A 16287-nucleotide genomic window follows, 5' to 3' on the forward strand; every position below is an offset into this window, starting at 1 on the left:
GACGAAGGGCGAGATGCTGGAAATCCTCGTCTTCTCCCTCCTCAACGGCGTGCTGTTCGGCATGCTGTTGTTCATGCTGTCGAGCGGGCTCACGCTCATCTTCAGCATGATGGGTGTCCTCAATTTCGCGCATGCCAGCTTCTTCATGCTGGGTGCGTATTTCGCCTATCAGATCAGCACGGTCACCGGCTTCTGGATCGCCCTGATCCTGGCCCCGCTGCTGGTCGGTGGCATCGGCATGCTGATCGAACGCTACGGCCTCAGGCGTGTCCACAAATACGGTCACGTCGCCGAGCTGCTGTTCACCTTCGGCCTCGCCTTCCTGATCGAAGAGGTCGTGGTCATGATCTGGGGCCGCATCCCGGTGGATTACGGGGTGCCGACGGATCTGAACTTCACCTTCTTCACGCTCTTCGGCACGAACTTCCCGGCCTATCGCGCCTTCATCCTGCTGATCGCGGTGATGATGTTCGTCGCCCTGTTCCTCACCATCACCCGTACCCGCATCGGCCTGATCATTCAGGCGGCGCTGACCCATCCCGATATGGTTGCAGCACTTGGTCATAACGTGCCGCGGGTGTTCATGATGGTGTTCGGCGGCGGCACGGCGCTCGCGGCGCTGGCCGGTGTGATCGGCGGCCCGATCCTGGTGACCGAACCCGGCATGGCCTTCCTGCTCGGCCCCATCATCTTCGTCGTGGTGGTGTTCGGCGGCATGGGCTCGCTCGGCGGCGCCTTCGTGGCCTCGCTGCTGATCGGTGTGATCCAGACGCTGGCGGTGGCGCTCGACTGGTCGCTCGGCGGCACCCTCGCAGCGATCGGGATCACGGTGCCCGTCGATGGCTTCATCGGCACGCTGTCGCGGATCACCGTGTCGCAGACCGCGCCGATCCTGCCCTATCTGATGCTGGTGCTGATGCTGATCTTCCGCCCGAAGGGCCTGATGGGGACGCGCGAATCATGACCGACCGCACCCTTCCCACCGGCAAGACCACCGCCGCGGCGATGCGCGGCGGCGCCCGCCCCGGGGGCCCCGGCTTCCTGGCCCGCTACGGGCTGTGGATCTTCGCCATCATCGTGATGATCGCGGCCCCCCAGTTCATGACCTCGGGCTTCTCGCGCTCGATGCTGAGCCAGATCGGCATCGCGATCATCTTCGCGCTCTCTTACAACATGCTGCTGGGCCAGGGGGGCATGCTGTCCTTCGGCCATGCGGTGTTCTACGGCCTGGGCGGCTTCGCGGCCATCCACGTGCTGAACGAGATCTCGCCCGACGGCTTCCCGCTGCCGCTGGAACTGCTGCCGCTGGCCGGCGGCATCGGCGCGATGGTCTTCGGCGTGATCTTCGGCTGGATCTCTACCGCCCGTGCCGGTACCACCTTCGCAATGATCTCGCTCGGCATCGGCGAACTGGTCTATGCCGGCACCTCGATGTTCCCCGACCAGTTCGGCGGCGAAAGCGGCATTTCCGGCAACCGGGTCACCGACACCAGCCTGTTCTTCGGATATGGTCCGCAGGTCGAGGTCTACTACCTGATCGCCTTCTGGTGCCTGATCTCGACCATCGTCATGTACCTGCTGACCCGCACGCCTCTGGGCCGCATGGCCAATGCCGTGCGCGACAATGAAGAGCGGGTGCGTTTCGTAGGCTACGATCCGCGCATCGTGCGCTTCGTGCAGTACGTGCTCGCCAGCTTCTTCGCCGGCATCGCCGGCGGCCTGACCGCGATCAACTATGAAATCGTGACGGCTGAGAATGTCAGCGCGGTCACCTCGGGCTCGGTGCTTCTGATGACCTTCATCGGTGGTGTCGGCAACTTCGCCGGCCCGATCCTGGGCGCCATTCTGGTCACCGTCCTGCAGCTCAGCCTGTCGTCGATCACCGAGACCTGGCAGCTCTATTTCGGCCTGCTGTTCGTGGTGATGGTGATGTTCGCGCCCATGGGCCTCGCCGGCATCATCATGGCCCATCAGCCGGTCTGGCAGGCGGGACGGATGGGGCGGCTGGTGGCGCCCTACGCCATCGGTCTCGTCACCTTCCTGATCATGGGCCTGGGTCTCGTCGCCCTGATCGAGATGAACTACTACATGTCGACCACCTACGACGCCTCGATCCCGATGGAGCTGTTCGGCCAGAAAGTCTCGGTTCACGAGACCATCCCCTGGGCACTGGCGATCGCCGCCACCATCATCGGCGGCTACCTCTTCCGTCTGGCGATCCGGGGCATCGTCCGCGCCTGGGATGCCGTGGTGGCCGAGATCAAGCAGGGAGGTGCGTGATGTCGACGCTTGCACTCGAACTCACCGATCTCCGCAAGAGCTTCGGCCCGACCGAGATCATCCGCGGCCTGAACCTGCAGGTGCAGCAGGGGCATCGCCATGCCGTCATCGGTCCCAACGGTGCCGGCAAGTCGACCCTGTTCCACCTGATCAGCGGCCGCTTCCCGCTCACCTCGGGTTCGATCAAGCTCAACGGCGAAGAGATCAGCGGCCTGCCCGCACAGCAGATCAACCGCCGCGGGCTCAGCCGCAGCTTCCAGGTCACGAACATCTTTCCCAAGATGAGCGTGTTCGAGAACCTCCGCTGCTCGCTGCTCTGGTCGCGCGGCTACAAATACTCGTTCTGGCAGATGGTCTCGAAGCAGCGCCAGTTGAACGAGGATGCCGAGCGGATCCTGGAGCGCATCCATCTCCAATCCCGCCGCAACGTGCTTGCCGGCTTCCTCTCTTATGCCGAACAGCGGGCGCTGGAGATCGGGCTGACCATCGCGGGCGACCCCGATGTCATCCTGCTCGACGAACCGACCGCGGGCATGAGCAATACCGAGACCGAACAGGCGGTGGAGCTGATCCGCGATGTGACCGTGGGCAAGACCCTGGTCATGGTGGAGCACGACATGGGCGTGGTCTTCGGCCTGGCCGACCGCATCTCGGTGCTGGTCTATGGCGAGGTGATCGCGACCGACACGCCCCAGGACATCCGCAAGAACCGCGCCGTGCAGCAGGCCTATCTCGGCGAGGAAGCCGCATGACCACGATGCTCGACGTCCGCGACCTGCACGCCTATTACGGCAAGAGCCACATCCTGCAAGGGGTGAGCTTCGACGTGAAGGAGGGCGAGATCGTCAGCCTTCTCGGCCGGAACGGCGTCGGCCGGTCGACCACCATCAAGGCGATCATGGGGCTGGTGCCGCCGCAGGGCACCGTGAACTATCGCGGCCGCAACATCGCCGGCATGACCCCGCACGAAATCGCCCATCAGGGGCTGGGCTATGTGCCGGAAGACCGGTCGATCTTCCCGACCCTGACCGTGCGCCAGAACCTGCTGCTCGGCCAGAAGAGCACCCGCAAGCAGGGTCGCTGGTCGGTCGATGACATGTACAAGCTGTTCCCGCGCCTTCAGGAACGTGCCGACACCCTGGCCGGCGTGCTCTCGGGCGGCGAACAGCAGATGCTGACCATGTGCCGCACTCTGCTCGGCGATCCGGATCTGATTATGGTCGACGAGCCGACCGAGGGGCTTGCGCCCAAGATCACCGAACAGGTGGGCGATCTGCTGTCCGAGATCGCCCGGCGCGGCGTCAGCGTGCTGCTGGTCGAACAGAAGCTGACGATCGCGCTGCGCATCTCGCAGCGCCTCTATGTCATGGGGCATGGCCATATCGTCTACGAGGGCACGCCGGATGCCCTGGCGAAGGACGAGGCCGTGCGTAAGGAATGGCTGGAGGTCTGACGCGCGGAGCGTAGTCTGATACACGCTTGGGCAACCAGCCCCGGCATATTTGCGACGCGGCCGGCGCCGGCCTTCCGGTGACGGCCGCGTCGTCCGGTCCAAAACCCGCATCCGGCCGCGCAAGGCGCTCCCTCCCCGGGCAGATGCCGGATCCGACAGTCGAGGTGACCAGTTTCATGAGCACGAGTGTCCGCTACGAACGCCAGGGCGATGTCGGCGTCATCACGGTCGACAACCCGCCGGTCAACGCCCTCAGCCAGCATGTCCGGCAGGGGCTGCTCGACTGCCTCGCCGAAGGCCTGGCCGATGACGAGGCGAAGGCGCTGGTTCTGGTCGGCGCGGGCCGCACCTTCATCGCCGGTGCCGACATCCGCGAATTCGGCAAGCCCCTGGCCGACCCCGATCTCAACGGCGTGATCTCGACCTACGAGAATGCGACCAAGCCGGTCGTGGCCGCGATCCACGGCACCGCCCTCGGTGGCGGCCTGGAAGTGGCGCTCGGCTGCCATTATCGCGTCGCCGTCGCCCAGGGCAAGGTGGGCCTGCCCGAGGTGAAACTCGGCATCCTGCCCGGCGCCGGCGGCACCCAGCGCCTGCCGCGCGTGGCGGGTGTGGAAGCCGCCATCGACATGATCACCACCGGCAAGTTCGTGCCGGCCGGCAAGGCGCTGCAGCTCGGCATCATCGACGCCGTGGTCGACGAGCTGGTCCCCGGCGCTGTCGCCTTCGCCCGCAAGCTGGTCGAAGACGGCGCGCCGCTGCGCCGGGTGCGCGACATGGACGAGAAGGTGAAGGCCTTCGACGCCGCGAAACTGCCCGAGATCCGCAAGCAGGTGGTCAAGGCCGCCCGCGGCCAGATGTCGCCGGTGGGCTGCTTCGACGCCGTCGCCGGCGCCGTCACCCTGCCCTTCGACGAGGGGCTGAAGAACGAGCGCGAGATCTTCGGCGGGCTGATGGCGTCTGACCAGTCGAAGGCGCTGCGCCACATCTTCTTCGCCGAGCGCGAGGCGCTGAAGATCCCCGATGTCCCGGGTGACACTCCGACCCTGCCGATCCGCCAGGCCGCCATCATCGGTGCCGGCACCATGGGCGGCGGCATCGCGATGAACTTCGCCAATGCCGGCATCCCGGTGAAGGTGCTGGAGATGACCGCCGAGGCGCTGGAGCGCGGGCTCGGCATCATCCGCGCGAACTATGCCGCGACCGTTTCCAAGGGCCGCCTGACCCAGGACGCCATGGACAAGCGCATGGGCCTGATCGAAGGCGTGCTCGACTACGACGCCCTCAAGGACGCCGACATCATCATCGAGGCGGTCTTCGAGGAGATGGACATCAAGAAGAAGGTCTTCTCGACCCTCGACGCGGTGGCCAAGCCGGGGGCGGTGCTCGCCTCCAACACCTCGACGCTCGACATCGACGAGATCGCGGCCACGACATCCCGGCCGGAATTCGTCATCGGTACCCATTTCTTCAGCCCGGCCAATGTCATGCCGCTGCTGGAACTGGTGCGCGGGGCCAAGACCTCCTACCAGGTCATCTCGACCTCGATGAAGCTCGCCAAGACCATCGGCAAGGTGCCGGTGCTGGTCGGCAATTGTGACGGCTTCGTCGGCAACCGCATGCTGGAGCCCTATGTCCAGCAGGGTGAGCTGATGCTGGTCGAAGGCGCCCTGCCCGCCCAGGTCGACGGCGTGCTGCAGCGCTGGGGCCTGGCGATGGGCCCGTTCACCATGGGCGACATGGCCGGTCTGGATGTCAGCTGGCGGATCCGCAAGCGCCGCGCGGCCACCCGCCGCAACGATCTGTTCTGGCCGACCGTGTCGGACCAGATCTGCGAGATGGGCCGCTTCGGCCAGAAGACCAAGGCCGGCTACTACCTCTATGAGGGCGGCAGCCGCACGCCGGTGACCGATCCCAAGATCGAACAGCTGATCGTCGAGGCCTCGAAGGCCGCCGGCGTCGAGCGCCGCGAGATTTCGGAAGACGAGATCCTGAAGCGCTCGCTCTATGCCCTGATCAATGAAGGCGCCAAATGCCTTGAAGAGGGCATGGCGATCCGGGCGAGCGATATCGACGTGATCTACTGCTTCGGCTATGGCTTCCCGGCCTGGCGCGGCGGCCCGATGTTCCAGGCCGACCTGATCGGCCTCGACAAGGTTCTGGCCGATATCAGGCAGTTCCATGCCGATCTCGACGATCGCTGGAAGCCGGCGAAGCTGATCGAGACCCTGGTCGCCGAGGGCAAGTCCTTCGCCGACTACGACCGCAGCCGGTGATCCGGCAGACCGGCCGCCACGTTTTACGGGGCGGCCGGTCGTCCATGATCTGCAGCCGGGCCGTGACGCTTTCCCCTCTGCCGCAATGGGACGTATCGACGAAATGTCCCGATCTCGCGGTTTTCACTGGCCTCGGCGTAAAACAGTCGTATGTTTCAAAGACGGATCGACCTTGAGGGGGGGACGGTCCTGAACCAGGGGTCCGGGGACCCCGCAGATTTCAGGGAGCAGGGGCGCGATGAAGCTTACCCTCAGCGCCGAAGATCAGGCGTTCCGCGAGGAGGTCCGCGAGTTCATGCGGACGTCGTTGCCGGAGGACATCAAGGCGCGCTTCGAGCGCAGCATCCATCTGCCGAAGGAAGATTTCGTCCGCTGGCAGAAGATCCTCTACAACAAGGGCTGGATCGCCCCGGCCTGGCCGAAGGAATATGGCGGCACCGGCTGGGATCCGATCAAGCGGTACATCTTCGACCAGGAGATGAACGCCGCCGGCGCGCCGCCGCCGATCGCCTTCGCTTTCAGCATGGTCGGCCCGGTGCTCTACACCTTCGCCAACCAGGCCCAGAAGGACCATTTCCTGCCGCGCATCCTGTCGTCGGAAGATTTCTGGTGCCAGGGCTTCTCCGAGCCGGGCTCGGGCTCCGACCTCGCCTCGCTCAAGACCCGCGCGGTGCGTGACGGCGACGAATATGTCGTCAACGGCTCGAAGATCTGGACCACGCTCGGCCAGTATGCCGACTGGATCTTCTGCCTGGTGCGCACCGACAGCACGGTCAAGAAGCAGGAGGGCATCTCCTTCCTGCTGATCGACATGAAGACCCCGGGCATCTCGGTCACCCCGATCATCACCATCGATGGCGGCCACGAGGTCAACCAGGTCTTCTTCGAGGACGTCCGCGTCCCGGTCGAGAACCTGGTCGGCGAGGAAGGCAAGGGCTGGACCTATGCCAAATTCCTGCTGAGCCACGAGCGCACCGGCATTGCCGGCGTCGGCCGCTCGCGCCACCAGCTGCGCAAGCTGAAGGCGCTGGCCGCGAAGGAAGTGGACGACGAAGGCCGCCCGCTGATCGAGAATGCCCGCTTCATGGAGCGGCTGGCCGCGGTCGAGATCGAGCTGATGGCGCTGGATGCGACCGTCATGCGCATGATCACCACCTCGAAGAGCGGCCGTCCGGGCCCTGAATCCTCTCTGCTCAAGATCAAGGGCACCGAGATCCAGCAGGCGATCACCGAGCTGCTGCTCGAAGCCGTCGGCCCCTACGCGCAGCCCTATCTGCCCGAGAGCCAGCATCCCGGCTGGAACGGCGAGCCGATCTCGAGCCTCGAGGCCAATCTGGCCGCGCCCTACTACCTCAACTGGCGCAAGAGCTCGATCTACGGCGGCTCGAACGAGATCCAGAAGAACATCATCGCCAAGGCCTTCCTGGGCCTCTGACGCACGACCGGGACAAGGATCCGAGTTTCATGGACTTCTCACTCAGCGACGAACAGCAGCTCCTGGTCGAGAGCGTCGAGCGCTTCGTGCGCAACGAATACACCTTCGACGCGCGCCGCAAGCTGGCCGAGAGCGAGGACGGCATCTCGGCGAAGAACTGGGGCACGCTCGCCGAAATGGGCCTGCTGGCGGTGATGGTGCCTGAAGACCAGGGCGGCATCGGCGGCAGCATGGTCGATGCGGCCCTCATCCTGGAAAAGCTGGGCGCGGGCCTGGTGCTCGAGCCCTTCATGCCGACGGCGGTGCTGGGCGTGCGCGCCCTGACGGCCGGCGCCAAGGGCGACGTGCGCGATGCCCTGCTCGGCCAGGTCGCGGAAGGCGCGCTCAAATTCGGCTTCGCCCATTACGAGCCGCGCGGCCGCTATGCCCGCACCCGGGTCACCACCCGCGCCGAGCGTTCAGGCGAGGGCTTCACCCTCTCGGGCGTCAAGGCGGTGGTGCGCAACGCCCAGCATGCCGACAAGCTGATCGTCAGCGCCCGCACCGCGGGTGGCGAGCGTGATGCCCAGGGCATCACCCTGTTCCTGGTCGATGCCGGGGCCGCGGGCGTGTCGCTCAAATCCTACATGACCGTCGATGGCGGCCGGGCGGCCGACGTCACTTTCGAAGGCGTCCAGGTCGGCCCCGAGGCGGTTCTGGGCGAGGTCGACGGCGGGGCTGCCCTGCTCTCCGACCTGCTCGACCATGGTGCGGTGGCGGTTTCGGCCGAGGCGGTCGGTGCCATGAAGGCGCTGCACATGCTGACGGTCGACTACCTGAAGACCCGCGAGCAGTTCGGTGTGGCGATCGCGAACTTCCAGGTGCTGCAGCACGCCGCGGTCGACATGATGAACCACATGGAGCAGAGCCGTTCTCTGGCCTATGCCGCCGCCATGGCCCTGGCCGAAGAGGATGATGCCACTGCCCGCGCCCGTGCGGCCGCTGCCTGCAAGGCGCATACCTCGCGCTCGGGCCGTCTGGTCGGCCAGGCCGCGATCCAGCTGCATGGCGGCATCGGCATGACCGAGGAATATGCCGCCGGCCACTACTTCAAGCGGCTGACCATGATCGAGGGCGAGTTCGGCGATCACGATCACCATCTCGACCGCATGGTGGCGATGATCCGTCGCGCCGCCTGACCGGATTCCCCAGGAACCGGACCTCAAAAGGGGGCGGCGGCCGCTTGCGGCGCCGTCCCCTTTTTCGTGGCCATCCGCACCGACCGAACATTTGGTCTGCACGTCCCTCGCCTCGACTGCGGGCCTGAATTTCCAAGATCTCCAGGGAGGATCGAGGCTCATGGACTCGAAGATCATCAACCGGCGCGACCTCGACTTCATGCTCTACGACATGCTCGACGTCGAAAGCCTGACCACCCGGCCGCGCTTCGCCGACCATAGCCGCGACACCTTCGATGCGGCGATCGACCTGTCGATGAAGATCGCGACCGATCACTACCTGCCGCATCTGCGCAAGAACGACACCAACGAGCCGCGCTTCGAGAACGGCCGGGTGGTGATGATCCCCGAGGTGAAGGCCGCCGTCGATCAGTTCATCGAGGCCGGATTGCTGGCGGCGGGACAGGAAGAGGAATGGGGCGGCATGCAGCTGCCCACCACCGTCGCCCATGCCTGCTATGCCCTGTTCGACGGCGCCAACGTCGCCACCGCTTCCTACACCTTCCTGACCATCGGCGCCTCGAACCTGATCAAGAGCTTCGGCTCCGACGCGCAGCGCGAACGCTATCTGCGGCCGATGCTGGCCGGGCGCTTCTTCGGCACCATGGCCCTGACCGAGCCCCAGGCCGGATCGGGCCTGGCCGACGTCCGCACCCGGGCCGTTCCCCAGGACGACGGCACCTACCGGATCACCGGCAACAAGATCTTCATCTCGGCCGGCGATCACGAGCTGTCCGAGAACATCATCCACATGGTGCTGGCCCGGATCGAGGGCGCGCCGGCGGGCGTGAAGGGCATCTCGCTGTTCATCGTGCCCAAGGTGCTGGTCAACGAGGATGGCAGCCTGGGCGCACGCAACGACGTGGCGCTGGGCGGGCTGATCCACAAGATGGGCTGGCGCGGCACCACCTCCACCATGCTGAATTTCGGCGAGAACGGCGGCGCGGTCGGCTATCTGGTGGGCGAGCCCCACAAGGGCCTCAGCTACATGTTCCAGATGATGAACGAGGCGCGGATCGGCGTCGGCCGCTGCGCGGTGATGCTGGGCTATGCCGGCTATCTCCACTCGCTGGACTATGCCCGCAACCGCCCGCAGGGGCGGCTGCCCACCGACAAGGACCCCGCCAGCCCGCAGGTGCCGATCGTCAATCATGCCGATGTGAAGCGCATGCTGCTGGCCCAGAAGGCCGCGGTCGAAGGCGGGCTGGCGCTCACCCTCAGCTGCGCCCGGCTGGTCGATGAACAGGAAACCGGCGAGACCGAGGCCGCCCGCGCCGAGGCGCAGCTGCTGCTCGACATCCTGACCCCGATCGCCAAGGCCTGGCCGTCGGATTACTGCCTGGAAGCCAATGTCCATGCCATTCAGATCCATGGCGGCTATGGCTTCACCCGGGAATATCAGGTCGAGCAGTATTACCGCGACAACCGGCTGAACCCGATCCATGAAGGCACCAACGGCATCCAGGCGATCGACCTTCTGGGCCGCAAGGTGACGATGATGAACGGTGCCGCCCTGCAGGCCCTGGGCAAGCGCTACGCCCAGGCGATCACCGAGGCCCGCGCCTCGGGCGACGACCGGGTGCTGTGGCTGGCCGACCGGTTCGAAGAGGCGGTCGCACGTCTGCGCAAGACCACCGAAACCCTGGTGCCGATGGGGGCCGAAGGCAAGGTGGAGCTGTTCCTCGCCAATGCCACGGCCTATCTGCACCAGTTCGGCCATACCGTGCTGGCCTGGATCTGGCTGCGCCAGGCGACCACCGCCGCCCGGCTTGCCGCCGCGGCCCCGCATGACGCGGAGCGGGCCTTCCTGGACGGCAAATTCGCGGCCGCCCGGTATTTCTATGTCTGGGAACTGCCCAAGACCGCGGTCTGGGCCGGGATCCTGGAATCGAAGGACGACACCCTGCTCGCCACCGCCGACGCCTCGTTCTGAGGCGCCGGCGGCGCGGACAACCGACCGACAAGAAGACGCTCCACGGAAGGAAACGCCACCATGACCACCCGCATCGGCGTCGTCGGCGCCGGCATGATGGGCTCGGAGATCGCCCTGATCTTCGCACTTGCCGGCAATGACGTGCTGCTGACCGATCAGAATGTCGAGGCGGCCCGGGCCGCGATCGGCCGGCTCGAGGGCGTGCTCGACCGCGGCATCGGCCGCGGGCTGTTCTCGGAGACCGACAAGGGCCGCGCGCTCGGCCATCTTCGCGCGGCGGAAAGCCTTGAGGCCTTCGCCGATCGCGAACTGGTCGTGGAGGCGGTGTTCGAGGATCAGGAGATCAAGCAGGCGGTGTTCCGCCGCCTCGACGGCATTCTGGGGGCGGAGGCGATCATCGCCAGCAACACCTCGACCATCCCGATCTCCACGCTCGCCTCGGCAGTCTCCGCCGGGCGGCAGACCCGGTTCCTGGGCACGCATTTCTTCTCGCCCGTGCACCGCATGAAGCTGGTCGAGGTGATCCCCGGCTTCGACACCACCGACGAGGTGATCACGCGGGTGATGGATCTCTGCCGGGATGCCGGCAAGGAGCCGATCCGGGTCAAGGACGTGCCCGGCTTTGCGGTCAACCGCGTGCTCCACGCCTTCCTGATCGAGGCGGTGAAGCTGGTCGAGGAAGGCGTCGCCACCCCTGAGGACATCGACAAGGCCTGCCGGCTGGGCCTGGGTCACCCCATGGGGCCGTTCGAGCTGATGGACGTGGTGACCAACAGCCTCAGCCTTCAGGCGCAGGAAATCATGCACGACGCCTATGGCGAACGCTTCCGCCCGGCTTCCCTGCTCAAGCAGAAGGTCGCTGCCGGCCATGTCGGACGGAAGGCGGGGCGGGGCTGGAAGGTCTATCCGAAAGCATAGTGGGCACCTGCGGATGGATGCGACCGGACACTTCGGCTAGACTGTCCGCGAACTGGTTCACGCGGGGGAGACGGGATGGCCGGTCGGCGACGGACGATCATCCTCGTGGCATCCATCGCCGCACTTGCGGCTCTGGGCGTCGGAGCCTGGCGTTATGGCCCGGTTCTGGCCGTCGACCTGGCGGCAGATGCACTCACCCGCCGCGGCCTCGGGCCGGTAACGGTGGCCGATCGCCACTTCGCGGATGGCGCACTGGTTCTGGACGACGTGACGCTCGGCGCCCCCGCCGACGGCAGTTCAGCTGCCTCGGGCGCCCATGCCCGCCGGATCACCCTCGCCTTCACACTCGATGCGCTTCTCGACGGCCGGCTGGCGGATCTCAGGATCGACGGTCTGACGTTGCGGCTGGTCGAGGGGCAGCCCGGGCCGTTCGCGCCGCTTCTTCAGCCTGCCTCCGGCCCGGAAGAGACCACGCCCGCCCCGCTGACCCTGCCGGTCGACGGCGCCGCGATCGACGATATCGACGCAGCCTGGCTCTCAGCCGATGGCACGCCCCTGCTCCGCTTCCAGGGCAGCGCTGGCGCCGACCGCCTGTCCTCCGATCCGGACATCACCCTCACCGGCCGGCTCGCCTGGTCGACGGCCGACGGGGCCACCGACGCCGCTGCCGATCTGGCCCTGTCCGCCCGGCTGTCGCGTGCAGACGGCCGCGAACGCATCGAACTGGGCGGCGATGTGGCGCCGACCGGCGGCGGCCCCGGCTGGCATGTGGATCGCGACCGGCCGGTTCCGGTCGCCTTCACCCTGACCCGCAGCCTGGTCGATGGCGGCGTGCGGATCGACCTTGCCGACTGTCTCAACCTCCCGGCCCTGACCCTGGACGCAGGAGAGACAACGCTTCGCCTGAGCGAGGGACGGCTCTGCCCAATAGAGGGCCAGCCGCTGCTCGATCTGACCGATGGCGCCAGATCGGTTCAGGGGGTGCTCGCCGGGGCCCGGATCGACGGGGACGCGGTGACCGGCCGGCTGCCGACCGTCACGCTGGCCGGCGACCCGCTGGACGGCCCCCTGCAGATGACCGCGTCGGACGGGGATCTCCGGCTGCCGGCCGCCGATCTCGCGATTTCGGGGCTGACGGTCGAGGCCGGCATCGAAGCGCCGGATGCGCCGGAACCGGTGGTCACCATCGGCCGGCTGTCCGCCCGCCTGACGGACATCGCCACCCCGCTGCGCTTCGCGCCCCTCGACATCGCGCTCTCGGGCCGGGCTGCCGCCCAGGGCATCGAACTGGCGGGTGAGGTGCATGATCCGCGGCAGCGAGCCCGGGCCGACATCACCCTCTCCCACGACCCCGCCAGCGGGCGCGGTACGGCCCTGGTCAGACTGCCCGCCGTCACCTGGGCGCGCGAGCGGCTGCAACCGGCCGATCTGGTGCCGTCGGCGGGCGGCATCGTCACCGGTGTCGCCGGCCAGACGGCAGCCACCGCCACGATCCGCTGGGGCGGCGGCCCGCTGCGGCTGCGGCTGGTGGCAAGCCTCGCCAATGCCGGCTTCACCGCCGAGGCGGCGACCGTCTCGGGCCTGACAGGCCAGCTGGTGCTGACGGGCCCCGATCCCTGGGTCACCGACGGGCCGCAGACGCTCGACATCGGCCGGATCGAGGCGGGGCTGCCCCTGACCGACGGCCGGATGACCGCGATCCTGACCCCCACCACCTTCGATGTCGTCAACGCGGAATGGCCTTTCGCCGGCGGCCGCTTGTCGGTGGAACCGGTACGGGTGCCGCTGGGCGCGGGCGACCGGCGGGTGATCCTGCGGGCCGAGAACCTGGAACTCGGCCTGCTCGCCGCCTTTGCCGACGAACCGGCACTGAATGCCGACGGACGCATTTCCGGCTTCGTGCCGGTGGTGCTGGGGGACGAGGGTATCCGCATCGACCATGCCGAATTCACCGGCCAGGCCGGCCGGCTGAGCTGGGCATCGAATACGGCCGAGGCCGCGGCCGGCAGCGCGGGCGAAGGCGCCGACCTGCTGGCGCGTGCGCTGGAAGACTTCCGCATGCGGCATCTGCGCCTCACCCTCGACGGCCCGCTGGAGGGTGAGCTGACCGCGGGATTGTCGCTCGCGGGATCGAGCCCGGCGGTGTATGACGGGTATCCGATGGAGATCAACCTCGACGTCCGCGGGCCGCTCGCCCAGCTGCTCTCCGTCGAAGGGCGGCTGTTCGATTCCGGTGCGGAGGGTTTCGGCCAGTCCCTCGTGAAAGAGCAGTCGCGGATGAAGAGCCGGTCGCCCGAATAGCGACCCGATACCGCAGGCCGGGGAGGACAGGAATGGCCGGACCGATACGTTTGCTGCCGCTGGCAGGCATTCTGGTGCTGCTGGCGGCCTGCCAGCCGACCGTGAGGGTCGAGGCGCCCGAGAAGCCGATCGTCATCAACGTCAACGTCAAGATCGAGCACGAGGTCCGGGTCCGGGTCGAAAAGGACATCGAGGATCTGCTCGCCGAAGAGCCGGAGCTGTTCTGATGCCGACCCTGCCCGCCCGTCGCCGCACCGCCGCCCGGTTCATCGCCGTTCTGCTGGCCGCCGCCCTGCCCGTCGCCGCCGTCCTGCCATTGGCCCTGCCCCGCGCCGCCATGGCCCAGGAAGCCGGCCTCGATGCGCTGAAGGCGCAGGGGCTGGTCGGCGAGCGCTTCGACGGCTATGTGGGTGCCGTAAAGTCCCAGACCGATGCCGCCACGCAGCAGGTGATCGACCGGATCAACCTGCAGCGCAAGGACCGCTACCGGGCCATCGCCGCCAAGCGCGGCGCCTCGCTCTCGGCCGTCGAGCGTATCGCCGGCGCGCAGGTGATCGAGCGCGCCCCGTCCGGAACCTGGGTGATGCCGGAAGGCAGCGGCTGGGTGCAGAAGCCCTGAGGCCATGCCCCTGCGGGCGGAAGCCTTGCCGGCCCGGGGCAGACGCGGCAGGATCTGCAGGCCCCGGCAGGCCATCGAACGAGCCTCGGGGCCAACCGGAGGACCCGCCCGATGCTCGACGCTCCCCGCCCCGACGAAACCATTGCCGGATGGCGCGCCCGCTTTCGCTGGCAGATCCCGGCGCGGCTGAACATCGCCGCCCAGACCGCGGGCCGCTGGGCGCATGAGGCACCGGATCGCACGGCCCTGATCCATGTCGAGGAAGACGGCAGCCGCAAGGTCTTCAGTTTTGCCGACATCGACCGGCTGGCGGGGCGTCTGGCCGCCGGGCTTCTGCATCTGGGGGTCGGGCGCGGCGACCGGGTGGGGATCTGCCTGTCGCAGAGCCCCGAAGCGGCGCTGGCCCATATGGCGATCTACCGGATCGGCGCCATCGCCCTGCCGCTCTTCACGCTCTTCGGCCCGGAAGCGCTCGCCTATCGCCTGGCCGACAGCGGCACCCGTGCGGTGATCGTCGATCCCGGCCGGCTGGACGCCGTGATGTCGGTGCAGGCCGACTGTCCGGATCTTGCCCGGGTGATCGTGACCGGCCCCGAGCCGGTGCCGGCCGGCACCATCGCCTTCGACCGGCTGATCCGCGATGCCACCGGCACCCCGCCTGCGATCCTCGACACCGCGGCCGATGATCCCGCCGTGATCATCTATACCTCGGGCACCACCGGCAATCCCAAGGGTGCGCTGCATGCCCACCGGGTGCTGTCGGGCCATCTGCCGGGCGTGCAGATGCCGCACGACTTCCCGCCCCGGCCGGACGACCTGTTCTGGACACCGGCCGACTGGGCCTGGATCGGCGGGCTGTTCGACGTCCTGCTGCCGGCCTGGGCCATGGGGATCGGCGTCGTTTCGCAGCGCATGCGCAAATTCGACCCCGAAGCCGCCCTCCGGCTGATGGCGACGGAGCGGGTGCGCAACACCTTCCTGCCGCCGACCGCGCTGAAGCTGATGCGTGGCGTGCCCCGCGACCGGGTGCCCGCCGATCTGGCGCTCCGCTCCGTCGGCAGCGGCGGCGAGAGCCTCGGGTCCGAGCTGCTCGACTGGGGGCGCGAGGTTCTGGGCGTGCCGATCAATGAATTCTACGGCCAGACCGAATGCAATCTGACCGTGTCCTGCAACCAGCGGATCGAACCCTCGCCCCCGGGCGCCATGGGCCGCGCCGTGCCCGGCCATGAGGTGCTGATCGTCGACGAGGCGGGCCAGGCCGTGCCCGACGGCGAGACCGGCGAAATCGCGGTCAGTGCCCCCGACCCGGTGATGTTCCTGCGCTACTGGAACAACCCTGCGGCCACCGAGGCCAAGTTCTGCAACGGCCGGCTGCTGACCGGCGATATGGGCCGGCGCGACGCGGACGGTCTGTTCCACTTCATGGGTCGGGCCGACGATGTGATCACCAGCGGCGGCTACCGCATCGGCCCGGCCGAGATCGAGGACTGCCTGATCCGGCACCCGGCGGTGGCCATGGCCGCCGTGATCGGCAAGCCCGATCCGGTGCGCACCGAGATCGTGAAGGCCTTCGTGGTTACGGCCCCGGGGGTCGAGCCGTCGGACGATCTGGCCCGCGCGCTGGGCGCCCATGTTCGCGACCGTCTGGCGGCCCATGAATACCCGCGCGAGATCGCCTTCGTTACGGAACTGCCGATGACCGCAACCGGGAAGATCATGCGGCGTGTTCTGAAGCAACGCGAGGCGACAATAGGCGATTGACAATCATTCTCAGCATTGCCACTCTATCCATGCGAACGGTTCGCAGTGGCGGCGAAGTGCCCCTTCCCGCCACTGCAACCAGCCCCCGGATCGG

Annotated in this window: 13 protein-coding genes; all 13 read left to right on the forward strand. The window is 67.5% G+C overall.

Going from position 1 to position 16287, the window contains the following annotated elements:
• Positions 1-13 precede the first annotated feature (13 nt).
• The 13 genes from WI697_RS11940 to WI697_RS12000 all read left to right on the forward strand — a co-directional run bounded on the left by WI697_RS11940 (position 14) and on the right by WI697_RS12000 (position 16193).
• Positions 14-964: a branched-chain amino acid ABC transporter permease gene (locus WI697_RS11940; RefSeq protein ID WP_345958615.1), complete on the forward strand. Its 951-nt coding sequence runs from the start codon at positions 14-16 to the stop codon at positions 962-964.
• Positions 961-2280: a branched-chain amino acid ABC transporter permease gene (locus WI697_RS11945; protein WP_345958616.1), complete on the forward strand. Its 1320-nt coding sequence runs from the start codon at positions 961-963 to the stop codon at positions 2278-2280. Before WI697_RS11940 ends, WI697_RS11945 begins: the two co-directional genes overlap by 4 nt.
• Entirely contained in the window at positions 2280-3032 is a 753-nt protein-coding gene (locus WI697_RS11950) for an ABC transporter ATP-binding protein (RefSeq protein ID WP_296707963.1), read from the forward strand. The genes WI697_RS11945 and WI697_RS11950 overlap by 1 nt, the downstream gene beginning before the upstream one ends.
• Positions 3033-3037: 5 nt before the next feature.
• On the forward strand, positions 3038-3733 hold the full coding sequence (locus WI697_RS11955) for an ABC transporter ATP-binding protein (RefSeq protein ID WP_062769489.1): 696 nt from the start codon (positions 3038-3040) through the stop codon (positions 3731-3733).
• A gap of 176 nt (positions 3734-3909) precedes the next feature.
• Positions 3910-6009: a 3-hydroxyacyl-CoA dehydrogenase NAD-binding domain-containing protein gene (locus tag WI697_RS11960; RefSeq protein WP_345958617.1), complete on the forward strand. Its 2100-nt coding sequence runs from the start codon at positions 3910-3912 to the stop codon at positions 6007-6009.
• Between the two features lie 238 nt (positions 6010-6247).
• On the forward strand, positions 6248-7444 hold the full coding sequence (locus tag WI697_RS11965) for an acyl-CoA dehydrogenase family protein (protein ID WP_062769253.1): 1197 nt from the start codon (positions 6248-6250) through the stop codon (positions 7442-7444).
• Between the two features lie 29 nt (positions 7445-7473).
• Positions 7474-8622: an acyl-CoA dehydrogenase family protein gene (locus tag WI697_RS11970; RefSeq protein ID WP_345958618.1), complete on the forward strand. Its 1149-nt coding sequence runs from the start codon at positions 7474-7476 to the stop codon at positions 8620-8622.
• A 160-nt stretch (positions 8623-8782) separates the two neighbouring features.
• On the forward strand, positions 8783-10594 hold the full coding sequence (locus tag WI697_RS11975; RefSeq protein ID WP_296707953.1) for an acyl-CoA dehydrogenase: 1812 nt from the start codon (positions 8783-8785) through the stop codon (positions 10592-10594).
• Positions 10595-10654: 60 nt separating this feature from the next.
• On the forward strand, positions 10655-11512 hold the full coding sequence (locus WI697_RS11980; RefSeq protein ID WP_296707951.1) for a 3-hydroxyacyl-CoA dehydrogenase family protein: 858 nt from the start codon (positions 10655-10657) through the stop codon (positions 11510-11512).
• 105 nt (positions 11513-11617) lie between these two features.
• Positions 11618-13813 carry an intermembrane phospholipid transport protein YdbH family protein gene (locus WI697_RS11985; RefSeq protein ID WP_345958619.1) on the forward strand — a complete coding sequence of 732 codons (2196 nt, stop codon included), beginning with the start codon at positions 11618-11620 and terminating at the stop codon, positions 13811-13813.
• A 32-nt stretch (positions 13814-13845) separates the two neighbouring features.
• Positions 13846-14040, forward strand: coding sequence for a YnbE family lipoprotein (locus WI697_RS11990; protein ID WP_014744143.1), 195 nt, complete (start codon positions 13846-13848; stop codon positions 14038-14040).
• Positions 14040-14432, forward strand: a complete 393-nt coding sequence (locus tag WI697_RS11995) for a YdbL family protein (protein WP_345958620.1) — start codon at positions 14040-14042, stop codon at positions 14430-14432. Before WI697_RS11990 ends, WI697_RS11995 begins: the two co-directional genes overlap by 1 nt.
• Positions 14433-14543: 111 nt before the next feature.
• Positions 14544-16193, forward strand: coding sequence for an acyl-CoA synthetase (locus WI697_RS12000; protein ID WP_345958621.1), 1650 nt, complete (start codon positions 14544-14546; stop codon positions 16191-16193).
• Positions 16194-16287 lie beyond the last annotated feature (94 nt).

Origin of the sequence: Tistrella mobilis (assembly GCF_039634785.1) — a bacterium.
Classification (GTDB): domain Bacteria; phylum Pseudomonadota; class Alphaproteobacteria; order Tistrellales; family Tistrellaceae; genus Tistrella; species Tistrella mobilis.